The 15,372-nt window shown below is 57.6% G+C and carries 13 protein-coding genes; 8 read left to right on the top strand and 5 right to left on the bottom strand.

Annotation, left to right across the window (positions count from 1 at the left end):
* Nucleotides 1-19: 19 nt before the first annotated feature.
* A complete protein-coding gene (locus MKL09_RS06505) occupies nt 20-433 on the top strand; it encodes a VOC family protein (protein WP_244019011.1) in 414 nt (137 codons plus the stop codon).
* Between the two features lie 373 nt (nt 434-806).
* On the opposite strand, the gene MKL09_RS06500 is transcribed toward MKL09_RS06505, so the two are convergent.
* The 5 genes from MKL09_RS06500 to MKL09_RS06480 all read right to left on the bottom strand — a co-directional run bounded on the left by MKL09_RS06500 (nt 807) and on the right by MKL09_RS06480 (nt 6,537).
* A complete protein-coding gene (locus MKL09_RS06500) occupies nt 807-1,580 on the bottom strand; it encodes a hypothetical protein (RefSeq protein WP_244019010.1) in 774 nt (257 codons plus the stop codon).
* Between the two features lie 394 nt (nt 1,581-1,974).
* On the bottom strand, nt 1,975-2,862 hold the full coding sequence (locus MKL09_RS06495; protein WP_244019009.1) for a hypothetical protein: 888 nt from the start codon (nt 2,860-2,862) through the stop codon (nt 1,975-1,977).
* Between the two features lie 285 nt (nt 2,863-3,147).
* Complete coding sequence (locus MKL09_RS06490; RefSeq protein ID WP_244019008.1) at nt 3,148-3,966, bottom strand: hypothetical protein; 819 nt, start codon at nt 3,964-3,966, stop codon at nt 3,148-3,150.
* A gap of 451 nt (nt 3,967-4,417) precedes the next feature.
* A complete protein-coding gene (locus MKL09_RS06485; RefSeq protein WP_244019007.1) occupies nt 4,418-5,437 on the bottom strand; it encodes a transposase in 1,020 nt (339 codons plus the stop codon).
* A 437-nt stretch (nt 5,438-5,874) separates the two neighbouring features.
* On the bottom strand, nt 5,875-6,537 hold the full coding sequence (locus MKL09_RS06480) for a tyrosine-type recombinase/integrase (RefSeq protein WP_244019005.1): 663 nt from the start codon (nt 6,535-6,537) through the stop codon (nt 5,875-5,877).
* Between the two features lie 152 nt (nt 6,538-6,689).
* Here MKL09_RS06480 and MKL09_RS06475 point away from each other — a divergent pair, with 152 nt between their 5' ends.
* From MKL09_RS06475 to MKL09_RS06445, 7 genes are all read left to right on the top strand, one after another.
* A complete protein-coding gene (locus MKL09_RS06475) occupies nt 6,690-6,950 on the top strand; it encodes a DUF485 domain-containing protein (protein ID WP_244019004.1) in 261 nt (86 codons plus the stop codon).
* A complete protein-coding gene (actP, locus tag MKL09_RS06470) occupies nt 6,950-8,593 on the top strand; it encodes a cation/acetate symporter ActP (protein ID WP_244019003.1) in 1,644 nt (547 codons plus the stop codon). The genes MKL09_RS06475 and actP overlap by 1 nt, the downstream gene beginning before the upstream one ends.
* A gap of 22 nt (nt 8,594-8,615) precedes the next feature.
* Entirely contained in the window at nt 8,616-9,248 is a 633-nt protein-coding gene (locus tag MKL09_RS06465) for a glutathione S-transferase family protein (RefSeq protein ID WP_244019002.1), read from the top strand.
* Between the two features lie 1,021 nt (nt 9,249-10,269).
* Entirely contained in the window at nt 10,270-10,617 is a 348-nt protein-coding gene (locus MKL09_RS06460) for a molybdopterin oxidoreductase (protein ID WP_244019001.1), read from the top strand.
* Between the two features lie 39 nt (nt 10,618-10,656).
* Entirely contained in the window at nt 10,657-13,104 is a 2,448-nt protein-coding gene (nirB, locus tag MKL09_RS06455) for a nitrite reductase large subunit NirB (RefSeq protein ID WP_244019000.1), read from the top strand.
* Nucleotides 13,104-13,442, top strand: coding sequence for a Rieske (2Fe-2S) protein (locus tag MKL09_RS06450; protein ID WP_243948472.1), 339 nt, complete (start codon nt 13,104-13,106; stop codon nt 13,440-13,442). Before nirB ends, MKL09_RS06450 begins: the two co-directional genes overlap by 1 nt.
* A gap of 40 nt (nt 13,443-13,482) precedes the next feature.
* Nucleotides 13,483-14,835, top strand: coding sequence for an MFS transporter (locus MKL09_RS06445; protein ID WP_244018999.1), 1,353 nt, complete (start codon nt 13,483-13,485; stop codon nt 14,833-14,835).
* The last annotated feature ends 537 nt before the right edge of the window (nt 14,836-15,372 follow it).

Here is a 15,372-nt window from a genome sequence, read left to right as displayed (position 1 = left end):
ACAACGAAAAGGCTTATCGATGCTCACGCCATTCCACCTCGCCTACCACGTCACCGACCTCGACGCGGCGCGCCGCTTCTACGGCGGTGTGCTCGGCTGCCGGGAGGGGCGCAGCACGGAGACCTGGGTGGATTTCGAATTCTTCGGCCATCAGATCTCGCTGCATCTGGGTGAGCCCTTCGCGACGACCCGGACCGGAAAGGTCGGCACCCACATGGTGATGATGCCCCATCTCGGCGTGGTGCTGCCGCTCGACGCCTGGGAGGCACTGGCCGCCCGCATTGAGGCGGAGAGCGTTGCTTTTGACATTCCACCGGTAATCCGTTTCGCGGGGGAGCCCGGCGAGCAGCGCACGATGTTCTTCTTCGACCCAAGCGGTAACCCCATCGAAATCAAGGGTTTTAGGGATCTCAAGAGCGTCTTCGAACACTGACTTACATTCGCAGTTAGCCCTCACGCGCCTGAATGCCGGCTCGCTAGTTCCGTGGCGCGGTCGAGCAGGCGGAAGGCGGAGCATGATGGCGATTCGCTGTTGAATGTCCGCTTTGAAGCGAAGAAGAGAAGCGCCTGGATGACTGAAATGGGCGCAAAGCCGAAGGCACGCTTCTAGATGCGGACCCAATCTTCGCTCCACGGCAGAGCGAGCCTTAAAGTCAACGAGACTCTTCCAGCTACGATCGGGCGTTCAGGCGGACCTGTATCAGGGGCCCGGAAGGGGCAACCGAAGGACTAATCTTTTCCGTTTTATCTAGGGCTTCGAGCACATGGCGGGGGCTGAGCCCCCGCCATGTGGCAGTACGGACCGCTTAGATGAGCCGACGCAACATAGGCCGGTGAGGAACCTTGCCAGCGCTCACGTTGTGAAGGAGCAATCGGTCCCATAATGGCCATCGTTCTTGGAATAGATCTGCTTCGTCGGCGAAAGAAGGATGTAGGACATTGAATTTCGGTCGCTTATTGGATGGCATATCGTGGTCGTAACTTCGAGCAAAGATGCGATGCTTAAAATCGTAAGACAGCATATGAGGCTTATGTAGCACTGGATTGATACCGAAAGATTGACAAAAAGAGCTGCCGGGTTTGTATATATCGGTGATACGGTCGAAATTATCTTGAGTGATCGGGCCGGAAATAAGCACACAGCTTGAAATACGCCATAGTGCAGCTATTCTATCCCGGATGCCGAGGGAGACGTCGATACCACCGATTGCGACGGTACCTGGTATCGCTTCGCGCAAAACTTGTTTTTGATGATCGAGCAGCTTTCCAAGATCAAAATCGACGAGCAGGCCTTTCGCTACTAACGCACTGGGCGGAGTCCACCACAATTGGACCCATGGATCATTTTCCCCAAGGATATGCTCTGCTTGCGGAAGGAGTCGCAGCCGATATCGTAGTGCGCATACAGGGCAAACCCCAGAAAAGCATCGGCTGCCCTTTCGGCAGCTTTTCAGACGCTCAAGGATCCCTTGAGCCGCTCGGCCCCTGTTTTTTGCCAAGCGCTCTATGGTGCGATTGGCTGCTCGCCGGCAGATTTCGAATGATTCGTGGCGAGATAAATACGTTTTGAAGTCGGTCATAAGATGCCTCCAGATAATGGAGGTCAATACAAGCGACCGTATTTTGTTAGTGTCAAACCTCAGAAAATATCGTTATTTGTCCAGTAACGTCCATATTTGACCGCTACTATCCGGGTACGACTTGATCAAGTTTGCGTGATGGGTTTGATTTCTAAGTCATCATCATCGAATGAAACCACGCGTCGCTCGTAGTCGCGGCGAACGGCAGTTCGTTCTAAAGGCCGAGTTTCACCGAATGGAGCAGTTCCCTTGGTGACGAGGGCAAGGCAAGGGGCAACGTGAAACGACTCGTCCTGTCCCTCGCCAATCGGATACGGATCTCGGACCTATCGATGGCAAACGCGTCGCCGGTGAGGACAGCGACATTGCCCCTGTAGCCCTTCAGCCCCGATACTTAAGGTTGCCGCTGTTCCCAAGCCCGAAACGGCTTCAGCGCTTCATCCCGGATCGCCCGCGCGAGGGCGGTGCCCTCGCGGTTGCCGAACAGCAGACCATCGAGGGTGCGGCCGGCCATCACGTCGAGCAGGCGAACTCGATCACCGGTGCGCAGCCAATCCTTCTTGATCCGCCAAGCCCGGGTGTCGAAACCGGTCAACTCAGATTCCCTCGAGACAGCCCGCAGGAAGGCGGTGCGGTAGACCTTCTGCGGGCCCTTCAGAGCGTAGACGAACTGGCGCATGAGGTCGTCGTCGGGCACCTCCTGAACGTGCACCGAGGTAACCCCGTCCTTGATGCTGGCATGCCGCTCACGAAGCGGCTGGAGGATCCCGTTAAGTTCGTCCTGTGTAGCCCCCCAGGCGAGGAGGTGGCAGTGCCAAGACACTGAGTCGAACACGGCCCAGCCAGATGACGACCAATTCGGGAAGAGCGCGACCTCGACCATGCCGATGAAGGGCAGGTTACCGAACGCTTGTCGGGCCACTTGCTGCAAGTGGTGGATCTTACAGTGCGCGGCCTCGCTCATGCACCGAAGGTCGGATCGAAGCCCGCGCCCCGGCGCTAATCGATCTCGGAGGGGAAAGGCGAAACGCGCTGGGGTAATTGTCACGAAGCAGCGCGGACCATAAACGATGCCCTTCTCAGCAGCGACGTGCTTTAGGGCGATTTCAGCAAAGGCGATTCGGGAGTAGGCATTGTTGGCGTAGAGGGCGTGTGCGTTGGCCCGCTGAAGCTCGTCAAACGCATCCCAGCAGGCAACCTGCTTGTAGTTCCTGCGCGGGTATTCGAGGTAGTCCTTGATCCGGTCGTCGGTCCGCAGGTGAACTTCGGCAAAGGTTTCCATATCGACGATGGTGGGTAGGGGCGAGCGGGGGTCATATGGCCGGGGGGGTCGAATTTCAAAAACCTGCTTTGATGGCCTGTACGAGCGGGAAGGTGATAGGAAATGGGCATATTCAAGCATGAGCTGCCTGCCTTAATGAGGTGATAGGTGCTATAAGGCTTGTGTATAGTGTAGATCTCAAAGCATTCTGCCGGACAGTTTGCCTTTTCAAATCTTGTTTTGTCCTGATATCTAAGCCATGTCCGGCTAGTGAGGGACGAGTGTTCATCACTAGCCGGCCAGCTTTTACGGCTTGGGGTGTACTTCAGTTACGATGATACGAACGAAGCCTGAGGAAGTCTCCTCGCACTCGTAGTCAATTGAGCCGCGTTTGTAGGCAGGATCATTGAATACGCGAAGCGATATCTGATCCGTCGATACTAATCGTAGATCACTCAATTTAATTTCACGCTTGGAGGCATTGTTGCCTCGCGTTTCATTATTTTGAGATGCGGGATCAGACGCTGATGATTTTGCGGATTGTTCCTCATCGTCATCTTTTTCTTCATCATTATATATTGAATCACCTTTATTTGTACAACTGTAGTCTCCTTGATTGGCGGCAGAATGATCTGGTTCGGTATTCTCATGTCCTTGTCTTTCGGCTCTAGCTTCCTGTTCAAGTTCATCTAGACTCTTTTCTGAAAGAGCTTCTGTGACCTCGGCTTGGCTTGCTTGACGCATGAAAAACGGTCGGATCGCACGTTCGTAGCTCAGTGCCTGCCCGTAGTTGCTTCCTTCGAGGCTTCCGAATATATAGCACATAGTCATCCGAAGCAGACTCGACTCATCTAATTTGTATTTTCGTTTAAGAAAGAAGTCTTGGTTGTAGAACTTTTTGATAAGCCTTTTGCTTTTTTTTAGTTTTATGGCGCAAGCGTAAGCATGCGCAATAGTGTATTTCACGCGCTTGTGATGTCCCTTCAGCGATTTGCGATGAAACCCACGAAGTAGGTTGACAGCTTTGATCGGACTTTCATCGATCATGGGTCTAATCTCATCGAAGAATTCCGATTCGTTGTTCCAATTCTGACCAATTTTGGATTTCCCGCGCGTTTTTGACATGAGTCCTCCTTCGCCGCGTCTGGCGGCAATTTTTGGGATTCCGAATTTTTTGAAAACTGCCGAAGCTCACAAGAGCTTCGGCAGGTGGGATGATTGCCTGATTATGATGCTTCAGACATCAGGTTTGCCGTCGAAGAGATTTTGAATTTCCGCGGCACGCCAGCAGGTGACTCGTCGTGACAATTTTATCGGGGCCGGATAGATCCCGACTTTCACACCCGCCCAGAAGGCCGAGCGGCTGACAGGGATAGGCCCTATTGGTGCCAGGATCTGTCGAAGTCTTACTAAGCCCGTTTTTGGGAAGATCTGCTGATTTTCCACTTCAGATGATCTATTTTTACGTTTCATGTGCTCACCGTATCTCTCGAACCACTGTTGGTTCGATGAAGGACATGATGAGGCTTCTCCGCACATACTTGGACGCGAGAGCTTTCCGCGGAAGGATGCCAAGCTAAGTACCTGATTTTGCCTTGAAAAAATTCGCACCGATCCTTTTCAGTTTTGCCGTCTCGGCGGCATCAAAGGGCTCCGTTGGCAGTGCGATCGACGCGAGCCCATCAGGAAAATTCGGAAACCGGATGTGCTTTAGAGCTCGAGGGTGAAGTCGGGAGCGAAGCGTCTCGGTCGCCCAACGGCAATGCGCTAAATAGCGCTTAACGTGCACCACATTCTCAAAAATATCGTCAAATTCTTGATGAAATTCAGGCGATTGAGGCTCAAAGTTCCAATCAACTTTGTATTCGGGTTTGTTGTGCCTTTCGACAAATAAAAACGGAAATGTCGCTGCCCGTTTTGCCCAAATATCTTCGAATGTCCGTTTAGACATCACCCAAGTAGGGCCAAAAATTTCGCTTTGAATTAGATAATGCACTTCGGCGAGTTGAACATATTTATTTGATGATCCGCGCATCGCTAGCGGTGAAAGCATATATTTCGTGATGGCTCCAAAAAAATCGAGATCAGAATATCGAGCCTTGCCATGTGACTGGATGTTGAAGAAATCGAAATATGGGGCATTCGGCGTCGCAATTGAGCCGAGAAAATCCAGGTCGACGTATTTGTACAGAAATTTAAGCTCATCTCTATCCAGTTTTTGTAGATTTGGGGACGGGCAATGCTGTCTTAGGTAATTGCAAATGCATGTTATCAACATTGCCCTTTGTATATGCGGCTCGGTGGGCCATCTTATCCAAATTGCAATACGGAATAGAGCATCTCTGAGAGTCCAGCGGTCGGCGCTGTCGTGCCTATGAATTATATCTAATGCGTCATCAATATTGATATCAAAATTTTTAAATACGTCAAGCTGTATGATATCTTGATTTTGCTCCCTTTTCCAACGGTATATTGACGCTTTCGATACACCGTGTTTTTCCGCGATCTCCTCCACCGTCAGATCAGCGAGAAAATCATTTAAGAATAGCCGATTGAGTTCCAGTTTTTCCTTCGGGGTATAACGCTTGATCATCATTCCTCCAGTCGTTGATAATTGAGAATGACCTGCATCATATATAGTATTCGTGTAATAGATTGTCTCTGGGAGTAATTCTAGATTTGTTATCTGGCGACGCAAATGAGTTCTGTCAACGTGTACAACACAGCTAGATTGGCGGCAAATTTTCGTCCATCGTCTGTAGCATGATGCCTCGGCTTGTGTCGCTATAGGGCAGCTGGTGCCGATGATTGCCAGTGAAAGGCAATTCTCTAGCCACCAGTGAATCCGCAAATCTATGCCGTTGTCTAAATAATCCGCGAGTTGTTCCCGTCGTCAATCAATGATAAGTTCTAATTTATTGCTGTAACGAGCAATGTATCTAGAGATATTGCCTAAATCAACTGGACCACAACGACATGTGCGTTTGATTGCCGATCGGCGGAGTCTTAGTGATTTGTGATGCCGCTGAAATATTATGGCCCGAACAGACGCGGCGCGCCGTTCGCGATGAATTCTCGCTGCTTTGCGGCCAGAACTTTAGCGTAAGTCTTTTCGATCATCCGGACGCTCGTCCCACAATTCTCCGCCACCACGTTGAGCGGTACGACCACCTCAATGGCGCGGGAGATGTAGGAGTGCCGCAGTGCATAGAACGTACCCGATGGGTCCAGCTTGGCGCTGAGCAGCACCCGCTTCATCGGCCGCACTTGGTGACTTGCGCCCCAGGCACCTCCATTGGCGCGCGGTAGTAGCGGCGCGTCCTTAACGCGCCCATCCACCAGCCGTGAGAAAAACGCTACTGCCTCCGGTTGCAATATGACAATGCGGGCTCCTGTCTTGCCGTGCGGCACGTACAGCGTTTCGCCTTCAGCATCGAAGTGTCGAACTTGACACGCGGCAAGTTCGCCATAGCGCCCGCCTGTCAGAAACCCTGCCGTCAGAAGGTCTCGGAAGCTCATATCCTCGCAGGCATCCAACAGGCGCATCACCTCCGCGGCCGTGAAGTGTACCTCGCGCGCCCGGCCAACTCGCTGGAAGGGGCGGACTAGCCGCCAGGCGCTATCGTCGGTGAGTCCGTTCGTTGGATCGCTCACCGCGTGGTTGGCCTGCACGCTCGTCGGCGGCAGCCTCTTCACGGTCCATCTCGAGCGTTGGATAATGCGGACGCTCATCCATCGGCAGGGACCGTGTCCCGCCACGCCCGCTCAAACGGTAAGCCTTCCTCGCAGCGGTGGCTGATTTGGCATCCGAGTTGCTCATCCTTCCGGTACGCGTCCGGAAAACATTTATGGCTGAGCAGATCTCTTCACCCCTCCAGGCAGGCGTCAGAATTGGGCGCCCCCGGCTCGGCTTCGCCCTCACGGCGATCCTGATCGTCTTCTACTTCGGCTTCGTCGGGCTCGGCGCCTTCGCGCCCGCCGTCCTGGCCAAGCCCCTTGTCGATGGCGGTACGGTGACCGTCGCTTTCGCGTACGGTCTCTTCGTCATTGCGCTCGGCGTCGTGCTGACCGGGATCTACGTGCTCATCGCGAACCGCGAGGTCATCTGATGAGTGTTTCAGCGGCGCGCCGTACGCTGATCGGTCTCGCTCTCCTCGCACCAGCACCGGCGCTCGCGCAGACGGGGGGCGCCGGCGGTGGCCTCAACCTGACGGCGATTGCGCTCTTCACCACCGTCGTTATTGGCACGCTGTACATCACCTACAGAGCGGCAAAACGGACGCAATCGGCTTCCGATTTCTACACGGCCGGAGGACGGATCACGGGCTTCCAGAACGGACTCGCGATCGCCGGCGATTTTATCTCGGCAGGCGCCTTCCTCGGGCTTGCCGGCCTCGTCTACGGTAACGGCTTCGACGGCCTCTTCTATGCGGTCGGATACACAACGGGGCTGCCAATCGTGGTCTTCCTGATGGCGGAGCGGCTCCGCACGCTCGGCCGCTTCACCTTCACGGACGTCGCCTGTACGCGCCTTCAGGAGAAGCCGGTCCGCATCTTCGCGGCCTCGGCGTCCTTGGTCGTGATCGCATTCTACCTCATCGCTCAGATGGTGGGAGGCGGGCAGCTCATCCGTCTTCTTCTCGGCCTCGATTACATTTACGCGCAGTTCATCGTCGGAATTCTGATGATCTGCTACGTCCTGTTCGGCGGCATGGTCGCGACGACCTGGGTGCAGATCACGAAAGCGGTGCTGTTCATCATCGGCGGGACCGTGATCGCGCTGCTCGTAATGGCCCACTTCGGCTTCGATTACGGCGCCCTGCTTCGGCAAGCGGTCTCTCGTCACCCCCGCGGCGAGTCAATCCTGACACCGCAATTCTTGTCCCGTGATCCCATCTCGGCGATATCGCTCGGTCTCGCGCTGATGTTCGGGACCGCGGGCCTTCCCCACATCCTGATGCGGTTCTTCACGGTGCCCGACGCCCGCGCCGCCCGGGTATCCGTATTCTGGGCGTCTGTGTGGATGAATTACTTCTTCGCGCTCGTGTTCATCATCGGCTTCGGAGCGCTCGCCCTGGTCGCCAAGAACCCCGCCTACGTGAACGCCGCAGGTGGCCTGATCGGCGGCGGGAACATGGCGGCGATCCACCTCTCGCACGCGGTCGGCGGCGACCTGATGCTCGGGTTTATCTCGGCCGTCGCTTTTGCGACCATCCTCGCAGTCGTGGCGGGTTTGACGCTCGCTGGGGCGACCGCGGTGTCGCACGACCTCTACGCCAGCGTGTTCCGACGCGCCGGCGCGAGCGATGCGTCCGAGGTCCGCGTCTCACGCTACGCGACCGTGGTCCTAGGGATCGTCGCGATCGGGCTCGGCATCGCGTTCCAGAACCAGAACGTCGCCTACATGGTGAGCTTGGCGTTCTCCATCGCCTGCTCGTCGACACTGCCACTCCTGATCTTGGTCCTATACTGGCCAGGGCTCACCACGCGCGGCGCCGTGACCGGGGGATGCGTCGGGCTCGGAACCGCGCTCTTGTTCACCATCCTAGGCCGGCCGGTCTGGGTCGGCGTGCTGGGCTACGCGACACCGATTTTTCCAATCGATCCACCGACGATCGTGACCATGCCGCTCGCGTTCCTCGTCTGCTACGTCGTGTCCGTCATGGACAGGAGCCCGCAGGCGAGGATCGATCACCAGCGCAGCGCCTCGATCGGCCGGATAGCGACGCCCGTCTCGGTGCCCGCGGAATGAACCAGCTTAGGATTGCAGCACGATGAAGCTGATCAGCGCGACACCGAGCCCGTATGCCCGCAAGGTGCGGATCGCGCTCGCCGAGAAGGGCATCCCTTTCGACCTGGAGACCGAAGTGCCCTGGCACGGCACGTCCGTGACACCGCAGTATAATCCGCTCGAGAAGCTGCCGGTCCTCATCCTTGAGGATGGCAGCGCCGTCTACGAGTCGCACTACATCATGGAGTGGATCGAGGCGAAGTACCCGACGCCGCCGCTCGTTCCGGCGGATATCGACGGCCGGCTCCTGGCACGCAAGTTCGAGGTGTTATGCGACGGCACCTGCGACGCGTTCGTGCTCATGTTCTTCGAGCAAATGCGCGAGCAGGGGCGGCAGAGTCCGGAATGGATCGCCCGACAGCGCCGAAAGGTGGATGGCGGAATGCGCGAGATCGCCCGCCTGATCGGCGACCGTGATTACGCGGTCGGCGACAGCTTCGGGCTCGGGGACATCGCGGCCGGGACGGTCGTCGGGTATCTCACCGTTCGCTGGCCGGATTACGCATGGCGTGAGCAATACCCAAGCCTTGCCGCCTACAGCGATCGCATGGAACGCAGGCCTTCCTTCCAAGAGACGAAACCCACGCCGCAGCAGATCACCGAGAAGGTGGTGTAGTCTGCCATGCTTCTGTTCCGGCCGAGCACGTCATCGTGGGGAGGTAAACCATGATAGGCCATGGCCTTGAACAGGCCGCGCGGATCATCGCTGAGAACGTTGCCTCGGCCTTCGAGAGCCCACCGAATCGGAGATCGTTTCAGGTGGGCGAGCGCGAGATAGTCGTTGCTGGCCTGATTCGCGAATTGCTGCCCGTTTTACCGTTGGCGGAAAGCGATACCCTGGCCCAAGCATGCAACCGATATCTTGCGGTTATGGCGGAGGTTGGGATCTTCGGCCCACGTGTCGAGGCAATCGACCCCGGCGACGGATCAGTGACAATGCGGCGAGCGTGAACACGATCAAACCGAAAGCCGCCTGAGAATAGTCAGTCACTATTATTTGGTGCCAAGTCGCGCTCGACCTCGATCAACGCTGCCGTAGCCGAGTTGAGGCTTGTCAGATTATTGCCAATCAAGCGCAAATGTTTGCGGATACAAATTGGCAACATACGGGCAGACCCTTATGAAGAGCTCAAGTGCTTTCATTTCGCTTCTGCGGTCGTATTGATCAGATATGATGCGCAATGAGCACTAAGCCTAAAATTGTTGCTCGACTTGCAGATAGTATGGGCTAACGTTGCACTTTAGAACGGCGCCAATCAGGTGGTTCGATCGGTCAGGTTCTGGCCAGGTTCCTGCAGTTTGTGGTCGTCTTGTTCACTTCCCGGTCCGGGGATGGTTCGGGTGTTGGGATCCCGCGCGACCAGTAGGGAGGAGCCCCAAACAATTCCAGACAAGCAGATGTGGCGAGCGTCGCGTGGCCGATATCAAGATACGTATCCCATCGGGCACCTCTAGGCTGCCCTCAAACGAAGCAGATCCCAAACGTCATTGGTGAAACGCCTGCGGATGCGCTCCTTCAATGCGCTTCCCGCGTTCGCGGCTGCCGACACGCTGCCCCCGCTTTGTAGTCTGACGCCCTCTCCATCACAAGGACGAGGCGGGGCCGCGGCCCCGGAACTTTACCGAGGATCGAGATCATGGAATCTATCCCAAAGTTTCTTCAGGGCGTATTTGAATATTCCGGGGTCGGACTTGACCAGTCGGCCCTTCTAGCATCGACATTAATCTACACGGTTCCAAGTACCAAGCGGGCGCAGTTTGTCTATCTTCGCGCAGGCAATTCAGGACCCGAACTGGTCTGCCTCTCGCTGGTCATCGCCGGGAAGGCCGCCCGTTACCTACCGATCGGCGCTAAGGCCGGCATGAACGTGCCGCTGACGATCGTCGAAGATCTGCCGCCGGACACGCAGGTCGAGGTCCACTTCTCCGCCCCCGAGGGAGCCACCGGCCAAGTCGTGGTCGACGTCGGCCTTCTGGAGATCTGAACGGTCCGATCGCGCGAAGAACCGAGCAAGAGAGCCTTTATGAGCAAGCAGAGACTCGTGGTCGTCGGAAACGGCATGGCCGGCGCCCGTGCCGTGGAGGAGGTGTTGGCCCGGGGCGGCGCCGAGATGTTCGACATCGTCATGTTCGGCGACGAGCCCTACGGCAACTACAACCGCATCCTGCTTTCCGAAATCTTGAACGGGACTCAGGATACCGACGGGATCACCATGAACCCGCTGTCTTGGTACGCCGAGAACGGCATCACGCTCCATGCCGGCCACCGCGTCGAGAAGATCGATCGCGCCGCCAAGGTCGTCATCGCGAACACGGGCGTGCGGGAACGCTACGACAAGCTGATGATCGCCACCGGCAGCCGCGCCTTCATTCCGCCCATGCAGGGCGTACGGATGGAGGACGGTAGCCTCATGCCCGGTGTCTTCGGCTACCGCACCGTCGCGGATTGCCAACAAATCGTCGACTACGCCCGAAGCAGCAAAGTCGCGGTCACGATTGGCGGCGGCCTTCTGGGCCTTGAAGCCGCGCGCAGCATGACTGTGCTGGGCTGCAAGTCGCACGTAGTGCACCTCGCCGGCCATCTCATGGAGATGCAGCTCGATGTGGCCGCGGGTGGGCTCCTGAAGAAGACCATCGAGGGTATGAACATCCAGGTTCATACCGCAAAGCAGACCACTGAGGTAATGGGCACCAACAAGGTCGAGGGGCTGCGCTTCAAGGACGGCACGGAGCTGCCGTGCGACCTCGTCATCGTCGCGGCCGGGATCCGCCCTAACTCGGAGATCGGCCAGTTCTCGGGGCTGACGGTCGAACGCGCCATCGTCGTCAACGACCACATGCAGTCGGTGGACGACCGCGATATCTATGTGGTCGGGGAATGCGCGCAGCACCGTGGCCGGCTCTACGGCTTGGTCGCACCGCTTTACGAACAGGCGAAAGTCTTCGCCGAGCATGTCACCCGGACCAACGTAAACGCGGCCTATCACGGCTCGAAACTCGCCACGAAGCTGAAGGTGATGGGTGTCGAACTCGCATCGATGGGCATCACCGATCCGACGGACGACAACGACGAGGTCGTGCAGTTCACCGAGCCGAAGCGCGGCACGTACAAGAAACTGATCGTACGCGACGGCCGGTTGGTCGGCGGCATCCTGATGGGCGACATTTCCAAGGCGCCGTTCCTGATGCAGGCCTTCGCGCAGAACGCACCGCTGCCGGACGAGCGTCTGTCGTTGATGTTCGACCTCGGCACACCGTCCGCGAAGGTCACCTATGACGAGATGCCGGCGGAGACTCAGGTCTGTAACTGCAATGGCGTAACCAAGGCCGGCATCGCGGCCTGCGTTATAGCTGGCGCTAATAGCTCCAAAGCGGTGATGACCCAGACCCGCGCCGGCATGGGCTGCGGCGCCTGCAAGGGTGAGGTGACCGAACTTGTTTCGTGGCTCCTGGGCGGTGAGGTCGAGGAGGACCCGTCGGTCCACTACTACGTGCCGACTATCCCGCTGCGGAAACCGGAACTGATGAGAGAGGTGGTCGCCCGCGACCTCAAGTCGGTCTCCTCGGTGTTCCGCGAACTTGGGAACGGCGAGGTCGATGCCGGCGCTAAGCCGGCGCTCGCCTCATTGCTGATCACCGTATGGAAAGGCGAGTACGACGACGAGCGCGACGCGCGTTTCATCAACGACCGCGTCCACGCCAACATCCAGAAGGATGGCACCTTCTCGGTGATCCCGGAGATGCCTGGCGGCGTCTGCACGCCCGACGAGCTGGTCCGCATCGGCCAGGTGGCGCAGAAGTACAATGTCCCGCTTGTGAAGCTGACCGGCGGGCAGCGCGTCGACCTCGTCGGCCTCAAAAAGGATGATCTGCCCAAGATCTGGAGCGACCTGGGCTTCAAAGCGGGCTATGCCTGGGGCAAGAGCTACCGCACCTGCAAGAGCTGCATCGGCACCGATTTCTGCCGGTTCGGGCTGGGCGATTCCATGGGCTTCGCCCAGCGCATCGAGCGGCGCTACCGCGGCATCGACAGCCCGGCTAAACTCAAGCTTGCCACCGCTGGATGTCCGCGTAACTGCTCCGAAGCCTATGTGAAGGATGTCGGCTTCGTCGCGATCGGCGACGGTAAGTGGGAGATCTACGTCGGGGGGGCTGCCGGCGCCCATATCCGCAAGGGCGACCTGCTCACCACCGCCAAGGACGAGACTGAGGCGATGCTGATCGGCAGCCGCTTCATGCAGTTCTACCGCGAAAATGCGAAGTGGAAGGAGCGGACCTACACCTTCATGGAGCGAGTCGGCCTAGAGCGGGTCCGCGCCGTGGTGGTGGAAGACAGCGAGGGGATCTGCGCCGATCTCGACGCGGCCATGGAGGCCTCGATCGCTGCCTGTGTCGATCCCTGGCTCGAGGCGGTCGCCCCGAAGACTGCCAACCAGTTCACTTCGGTGATCCCAGCAAAGGAGGAAGCGTGATGGCGGCCGGCGAAGTGCTGCTCGGCGCGGTCGAGCAAATCCCGACCGGTGAGGGGCGCACCTTCCGCGTCGGCGAGCTGGAGATCGCCGTATTCCACACAGCAGAAGAACAAGTCTACGCGACACAGGCTCTCTGCCCGCATCGCCAGGGGCCGCTGGCAGACGGTCTCCTGGGCGGGACCACGCTGATGTGCCCACTGCACGACCGAACTTTCGACCTAAAATCCGGTTGCGGCACGAGCCACGAGCATCTCGGTCTCGTCACCTATCCAGCTTGGGTCGTCGACGGCCAGATCTGGGTGCGGCCGGAGCCTGTCCAGGCCGAGGCGGCGGAGTAAAATCGGCGACTTCTTTCCAAACAATCAAGGAGCCTCTGCCATGGTCTCGCAGAAAGCGATCCGCATCGAGCTCTTCAATTTTAGGACTCCGCAAATGCGGGCCTTTCACTTGACCTGGATGGCCTTCTTCGTCTGCTTCTTCGCTTGGTTTGCGACCGCCCCGCTAATGCCGATCATTGGCGCAGACCTCAAACTTACCAGCGGGCAGATCTACAACATCACCATCGCCGGCGTGTTCGCTACCATCTTGGCTCGAACGATCATCGGGCCAATGTGCGACAAGTACGGGCCACGGCTCACGTATACGATCCTTTTAGCACTGGGCTCGCTGCCGGTCTTTGGTGTCGCGTTCGCGTGGGACTACAGCTCGTTCCTGATTTTCCGCCTTCTCATCGGCATCATCGGTGCGAGCTTCGTGGTCACCCAGTACCATACCTCGGTAATGTTTGCGCCAAACGTCGTTGGGACCGCCAACGCAACCGTCGGCGGTTGGGGCAATGCCGGCGGAGGATTTACGCAAAGCGTGATGCCGCTCGTCCTCGGCGCGATCGTGGCCGCGGGTGTCAGCACAGGTACCGGTTGGCGCTACTCAATGATCGTACCTGGTGTGCTCATGCTTGTCATGGCAGGTCTGTACTGGCGGTTCACACAGGACACTCCAGAGGGCAACATCCCGGAACTGCGCCGCCAAGGGGTTTCGGTCGATAGCGGCAAAAAGGGCGGCTGGGAGGTGATGAAAACCGCCGCACAGAACTATCGAGTCTGGCTACTCGCGGCCTGTTACGGAGCCTCGTTCGGCGTCGAGTTGTTCGTGCACAGCATCGCGGTCACGTACTACTACGACCACTACCATCTCTCAGTGATCGATGCCGGGTACGCGGTCGGCGCGTTCGGACTGCTCGCACTGTTCGCGCGTGCGCTTGGCGGCCTGTTGTCCGATCGTGTCGCCCGCACCAAGGGACTCGACGGTCGCACATGGCTGCTGTTTGGCCTGATGATGGGCGAAGGTGTCTTCCTTGTAGCCTTTTCTCAGGCCATTGCCGTAAGCTTGGCCATTACGGCCATGCTCGTGTTCGGCCTATTCACGCACATGGCCTGTGGCTCGCTCTATGCGCTCGTGCCATTCATAGATCGGAAGGTCCTCGGTGGAGTTGCCGGCATTATCGGTGCTGGCGGCAACATCGGTGGCGTCGCGGCAGGTTTTCTGCTTCGCGGTACCGGCGACGTGCAGCTCTGCTTTCTTATCCTCGGCTGTGCCGCGATCGCGTGCGCGTGCGGAGCCGCCCTCATCCGATTCTCGATCAAACATAAGCAGGACGAGCAGGCGCTCTACGATGCGGCCATCGCACAGCGCTATGCCTTGATGGGCGGCAGCGCATCAGTCCTGACTTGATCTTCAGACATCCGTCGCGCGTCAAACGAAACCACACAGGCCGATACATTTCGAACGCAGATCTTTATTCTCATCAATAGATAATTCGATACAAGAACAGAATAAGTACTAGTAATTTCATCTGCACGCTTCACCGTAGTCAAAAATTATTATCATCAGGCGCTTGAGGACAGGGATCCGCCAATCTGAGCCTGGGGTGACATCTGAGATCAAATACTAATCAACGCACTTGATTTTTTAATGGCGACCGGCTGAGGTTCCCACCGAAAATCGGTGAGTAACTCGCCGCTGGCTGCGAATGTGCCTTGCCAACCCAGCTTGCCGACGATGATCGTGACCCGTGTGCTGGTAGCCCAGCTCGGGCAGCGCGGCTGCGAGTTCCTCAACTACACGGGCCAGACCGTGCCTTGGTGATGTTGGCGCTGCATGCAGCCTCGCGTTTCGAGCGCGTCGGCCGGGGACGAGCGGCTACATGAAAGGGCTTGTCAGACAGCCTCCAATCAGGGCCACCGCTACGGCGCCGCGAACGTAGTTAAT

The organism is Methylobacterium sp. J-048, assembly GCF_022829515.1.
Classification (GTDB): Bacteria; Pseudomonadota; Alphaproteobacteria; order Rhizobiales; family Beijerinckiaceae; genus Methylobacterium.
This window is presented reverse-complemented; position numbering and strand designations above follow the sequence as displayed.

What these genes read in the sequence shown, in the direction of transcription:
- MKL09_RS06495 (WP_244019009.1), bottom strand. Translation starts at nt 2,862, where the DNA reads ATGGAAACCTTTGCCGAAGTTCACCTGCGGACCGACGACCGGATCAAG.
- MKL09_RS06465 (WP_244019002.1), top strand. Translation starts at nt 8,616, where the DNA reads ATGAAGCTGATCAGCGCGACACCGAGCCCGTATGCCCGCAAGGTGCGG.
- actP (WP_244019003.1), top strand. Translation starts at nt 6,950, where the DNA reads ATGAGTGTTTCAGCGGCGCGCCGTACGCTGATCGGTCTCGCTCTCCTC.
- MKL09_RS06475 (WP_244019004.1), top strand. Translation starts at nt 6,690, where the DNA reads ATGGCTGAGCAGATCTCTTCACCCCTCCAGGCAGGCGTCAGAATTGGG.
- MKL09_RS06450 (WP_243948472.1), top strand. Translation starts at nt 13,104, where the DNA reads ATGGCGGCCGGCGAAGTGCTGCTCGGCGCGGTCGAGCAAATCCCGACC.
- MKL09_RS06505 (WP_244019011.1), top strand. Translation starts at nt 20, where the DNA reads ATGCTCACGCCATTCCACCTCGCCTACCACGTCACCGACCTCGACGCG.
- MKL09_RS06460 (WP_244019001.1), top strand. Translation starts at nt 10,270, where the DNA reads ATGGAATCTATCCCAAAGTTTCTTCAGGGCGTATTTGAATATTCCGGG.
- MKL09_RS06445 (WP_244018999.1), top strand. Translation starts at nt 13,483, where the DNA reads ATGGTCTCGCAGAAAGCGATCCGCATCGAGCTCTTCAATTTTAGGACT.
- MKL09_RS06500 (WP_244019010.1), bottom strand. Translation starts at nt 1,580, where the DNA reads ATGACCGACTTCAAAACGTATTTATCTCGCCACGAATCATTCGAAATC.
- nirB (WP_244019000.1), top strand. Translation starts at nt 10,657, where the DNA reads ATGAGCAAGCAGAGACTCGTGGTCGTCGGAAACGGCATGGCCGGCGCC.
- MKL09_RS06485 (WP_244019007.1), bottom strand. Translation starts at nt 5,437, where the DNA reads ATGATGATCAAGCGTTATACCCCGAAGGAAAAACTGGAACTCAATCGG.
- MKL09_RS06490 (WP_244019008.1), bottom strand. Translation starts at nt 3,966, where the DNA reads ATGTCAAAAACGCGCGGGAAATCCAAAATTGGTCAGAATTGGAACAAC.